The organism is Spirulina subsalsa FACHB-351, from assembly GCF_026130165.1.
Lineage (GTDB): Bacteria > Cyanobacteriota > Cyanobacteriia > Cyanobacteriales > Spirulinaceae > Spirulina_A > Spirulina_A subsalsa_A.
In genome coordinates, this window is the sequence record NZ_JAIHOM010000201.1 from 1 (window position 1) to 5088 (window position 5088).

At 44.2% G+C, this 5088-nt stretch carries 2 protein-coding genes and 1 pseudogene; all 3 read left to right on the forward strand.

Annotation, left to right across the window (positions count from 1 at the left end; all coding sequences use genetic code 11):
* Nucleotides 1-2 precede the first annotated feature (2 nt).
* Nucleotides 3-4028 carry a S8 family serine peptidase gene (locus K4A83_RS22895; RefSeq protein ID WP_321161042.1) on the forward strand — a complete coding sequence of 1342 codons (4026 nt, stop codon included), beginning with the start codon at nt 3-5 and terminating at the stop codon, nt 4026-4028.
* Between the two features lie 86 nt (nt 4029-4114).
* Nucleotides 4115-4591: a YbjN domain-containing protein gene (locus K4A83_RS21885; protein ID WP_265266836.1), complete on the forward strand. Its 477-nt coding sequence runs from the start codon at nt 4115-4117 to the stop codon at nt 4589-4591.
* A gap of 228 nt (nt 4592-4819) precedes the next feature.
* Nucleotides 4820-5088: pseudogene (locus K4A83_RS21890) on the forward strand (hypothetical protein); the annotation flags it as partial.

Consider the following 5088-nt stretch of genomic DNA (forward strand, 5'->3'; position numbering starts at 1 on the left):
TTATTGCAGCCCAACGGGATAATGATATTGGCATTGATGGCATTAATCCAGATGCTCCCATTTGGTTAGGTCGTGCGGTAGGTTCAGGGCAGTGGGCGAATTCTTTGGTGGAATTTGTCGATGCGGCTGTTGAGTCGGGTCAACCTAATGCGGTAATTACGATAAATCCGAACTTAACCGAGGTTTATGAAAATGGTACTGTGGGAGTCCGTTATGAACTTACGGACGCTGAGTGGGAAGCGTTAGCCTATGCTAATAAGCACAATATCTTAGTAGTTGTACCTGCTGGAGAGAACGGTGAATTTATTTCTGCTTTAGGACAAACTTCTCTAAGCTTCGACAATGTTATTACTGTTGGTACGGCTCAACGTATTAACGATGCGGCCTCAGCTTGGCAGTCTCACGGGGCAGCGAGTAACTCTCCCAGTGGATTTGCATTGAACATTCTGGCTGATGGCACAAATGATGAGATTTCCACAACAACTATTTCAGCGGGTAAAGTGGCTGGTGCAGTTTCTCAGGTTTGGGCAGCAAATCCAAAACTGAGTCATCGCGAAGTTATTGATATTCTCCAAAATACAGCTACAGATTTGAATGAACCTGGTTGGGATTTTGAAACTGGCTCTGGGCTACTTAATATAGCCGCCGCAGTTCATTTGGCAAAAGCTACCAAGTCTTTAGATGTTGATGTGCCTATCCGTTGGTTAAAGTTTGAGAAGTCTAATCAACCCCTCATTGGAGTCATTGATACCGGATTTAATGGAAGCAATCCAGATATTGATTATAGTCGGGTTACTCTAGGACGGGATCACGTTGATGGTGATGATAATCCCTTGTTTGAAGGAGATCAGGGCAATGAACATGGCACTCATGTGCTAGGTATCATCGCAGCTACACAAGATAATGGTATTGGAGTTGATGGTATTAATGACCAAGCTCCACTTTGGCTGGGTCGTGCGGTAGGTTCCGGTAAGTGGGCAGAATCGTTGCGAGAGTTTGTAGATGCAGCTAAAGCATCAGGGCAGCCTAATGCTGTTGTCAATCTTAGCTTTGATCTGACTCAAACGAATCCTGATGGAACCGTGACAACACGCTATGAACTAACCCCTCAAGAGCGGGAAGCCATTGAATATGCTCGTCAAAATGGTGTACTGATTGTTGTTGCTGCGGGTAATGATGGCGGCACGATGTCGGCTTTAGGTCAAGCTTCTCAGGAGTTCGACAATTTGATTACAGTTGGCTCGGTGGATGAGCGTGGTAAGCGGGCAAGTTATTCTAACCTTGGCTATGGGTTGGATTTGGTTTCTCGTGGAGGAACCGCTTATAACCCAATAACTTCAACGGTTGGGGAAGGAACTGACCTGAAAACTTTCTTGGAAGACAACAGCGATGAGGTTGAAGAAGATGATGAAATGTCTGTGGCTCTTCAATCCGTTTTTGAAGAAGAGTTTGGTGAATTTTACGATCCAGATGATCCTGAAGATGATTCAGAATTACCAGAGGACTGGACGGATCAAGAGCGTCAAGCTTACCAGGAGGCGATTAAGGCTATTGATGAAGCCCTAGATGGCTATGAGGAAGAAGCATTACAAAAAGTCGGGATGGAATTCATCAGTGATTATCTCAACATTGGAGTAGAGGCATCGGAAGAATTTTTAAAGGTTTTTGATGAGGATGCTATTGATAGCTTGATCGAGGCTGAGGAAATTCTCGGTGATGTACTTGAGAATGGCGAACCTACATTGAAAGCTGGTTTGGAATTTTCCTCACTGTCTGATTTGGATGTTGATGAAGATGAGGTTGATGAAGAGTTAATCGCAGAGTTGATGGGTTTGGATTTTTCCATCGATCCCGATCTAGACATGGGAACTGGAGAAATGGCAGGTACATCTGTCGCGGCAGCAAAAGTGACGGGGGCTGTGTCGAAGGTGTGGGCTGCTAACCCTGATTTAAGCTACAAGCAGGTTAAGGAAATTCTCAAGGCAACGGCAGTTGATCTAGGCCCTAAAGGTTGGGATAAGGAGACGGGCTATGGGTTAGTCGATATTGCGGCAGCAGTTGCTCTTGCTAAAGAGACACAACCTGAAGCATATACGCCTAAGCCTATTCTTTCGCCCTTAACTTGGAGTGGTGAAGGAACAGTGATCGCGGGGGAACGACCTGTTAATGCTGTTCAATATAAAGGTAAGTATTTTCAATGGACGAGTTACACCGTGCGCTCTGGTGATAACTTGTCATTGATTGCATCTCGTCTATCGGGCTTGACTAGTTCAGACTGGTCTTTTATTTACGATAAGAATCGTAACGTAATCGGTTCTAATCCTAGTCTGATCTATCCAGGACAGGTTCTCCAGATTCCCATTGAAGATCCGGGATATTTGCGGCGACGGGAGGAGGAACGTAAGCGACAAGAAGCTATTCGGAAAGCAGAGGAAGCAGCACGACAAGCTGAGGCCGAAGCACGGCGACTAGAAGAGGAAGCACGACGGGCTGAGGAAGAGTTGCGTCGGTTGGAAGAAGAAGCACGTCGTCAAGCAGAAGAAGAGGCTCGTCGTCGGGCCGCACAGTTGGCTGCTGCGATCGCACAATGGACTCCAAAAGTAGGTGCTTTTGGGACACCGCTGGGCAGTTTTATCAGTAACGGTGTTGCTGTTTACAGATTTGCTCAAGGAAATTTGCTGATTCAACCTGATGGACGTTCTGCATATTACAATCTGAATAAAGCAGCATATAATTCACTCCCCTATCAAGGAGTAAGAAAAGGCTTGGATTGGCTAAATGCTATAAAAGTTGGTGGCATTGGAGATCCTCTACTTAAGATCCCTAATATCATGTCCCCGAATCCGAAGGATATATTTTCTTTGGAATCATTTATAGGTTCTAACTTAAATAAATCAGGTATCAACCTGAATAAGTTCCTTGATTCACATCTTTTGAGCTCCAACCGATATTGGAAAACACTCGACACCCTATCTCCAATCGCAAACCGCTTACCTCCCAAACAAGCGCTTAAGCTTATGGGGAACACATCTAATTTCTTCAAATCCAAATCTCCTAATATCCTTGCAAGAACTGGAAAATTAGGAGCAAAAACATTAGATGCTACCGGAAACTTTTTTAAAATCTTAGATACCCCGATAACCAAATTTGGAGGTAAAAATGCACCAGTTGTTGGTGACGTGATTGATTTGGCTTTCACAGGTCATGATTTGATCTATGGAGACGAAGCAACTCAACGTCGTGCTCAAGTGAAGTTGGGAGCAATGGGGGCAGGCGCTATTATTGGTGGTGCTGTTGGAGCATTAGGTTTTGGTGTTGGTGCTGCACCCGCAGCTATGGGAACTGCGTTTGTAGTAGGTAGTATCGTTGATTTTGCTTACTTTGGAGCAGATCAGCTAGGTCATGGAGACAAAGTTGATAAGTTTTTATCCGACAGCTATTCTGCTGTTGGCAATGGTATTAATTCAGTCAAATCATCTATTAGCGATGCACTAAAAGCTGCACGAGATAAAGCTGCTACGGCACGGGATAAAGCTCAAAAAGCTGTTCAAGTTGCCAAAGCTACTGTTAAAGCTGCCACAGCTAAAGTTGTACAAGCTAAAGCCGCTTACAACACTTTCAAACAACAGACTCAGCAGGCTGTCAGCAACCTGGTACAAAAATCAACACAGGTGTTTAAAGCCTCATTGCAACAGGCTAAACAAGCAATTGCTCAAAAAGTTGCTCAGGCTGCACCACGAGTTGTTAAAAAAGTTGCTCAGTATGCTCAAAAAGCAGTTAATACAGTTCGCAACGTCGTCAACGGAGCGAAGCGCGTTGTTAATAACGTCATTAACAAAGGCAAGCAACTTGTGAACAATGTTATCAACAAAGGTAAGCAAGCTGTTCAGTCCGTCAAGAACTTTGCTTCCAATGTTGTGAATAAGGCTGGACAAGCTGCGGCTAATGTCTATAACCGAGCCGCCCAGGGAGTCAAAAATGTCAAGAACACACTTTCTGGTGCAGCAAAACGTTTGAAATTCTGGTAACACTCCCACAAGCCGATTAATAATGTATTCAAATTTTAATCGACTTGTGTATCGAAAATCATCACGCCAAATTCATAAGAGGAAACATGGGACAAATTCTAGAAAAAGTTATTGAATTTTTTGAAAAAGAAAACTGGCAGTTTTCCAAAATTGAAGACGAGCCTGCTTTGCAAACAGCATTTACCAGTGACCAAGGAACTTGGATGTGCTTTGCTCAATCTGTTGAAGATGAGGCAACTCAGCGCTTCTTTTTTTACTCCGTCTGTCCACTTAAGGCACAAGACCACATCCAGGCTGTAGCTGAATTTATTACCCGTGCAAACTATGGACTTTCCATCGGAAACTTTGAACTTGACTTTGCAGATGGTGAAATTCGTTTTAAAACAAGCATTGATGTCACTGAAGATGGTTTTGGTTTAGCAACTATTGAGCGTGTGGTTTACACAAATGTTTTGATGATGGATCGGTATTTACCAGGATTGATGGCTATTTTGTCTGGTAGTGCTTCACCTGAACAAGCCATTCAATCTATTGAGTCTGTTTCTGAACCTGTTGAAGTTTAGGCGAAACCTTACATAGATATTAAAAGCCTTGCTATAACTGCACTTTAGTCACGTAAATCGTTTGCCTACAATGTAGTATTTCTAGCATCGTGAAGCATATAGCTAACCTATCTGAGTCGTGCTAAAAAGGTTCGCCTGCAATTCAACTAGGACAATAGCCCACAGTTCACGTCTCATTAGGACTAGCTATATTAATTCTCTAAACAGTAAGCTTATCCTTCAGCAATCATGAAGCATCCTATCCTCACAACCCTCATCGCCCTCACCCTCACCACTAGCGTGAGTCACATCTTCTCACCCCCAACTCAAGCCCAACAAATAAACCCTTCCAACACCACCCAACCCCCGACCGCAGAACTTCCAGATCACACCCGTCAAGCCGTAATCAGACAAGCAACCCTTGACACCAACATCCCCCTCACCGACCTAGAAATCCTGAGTGCCTTCGCCACCACCTGGGGCAACGGCTGCATGGGAATCAGCCGACCCGGCCAAAT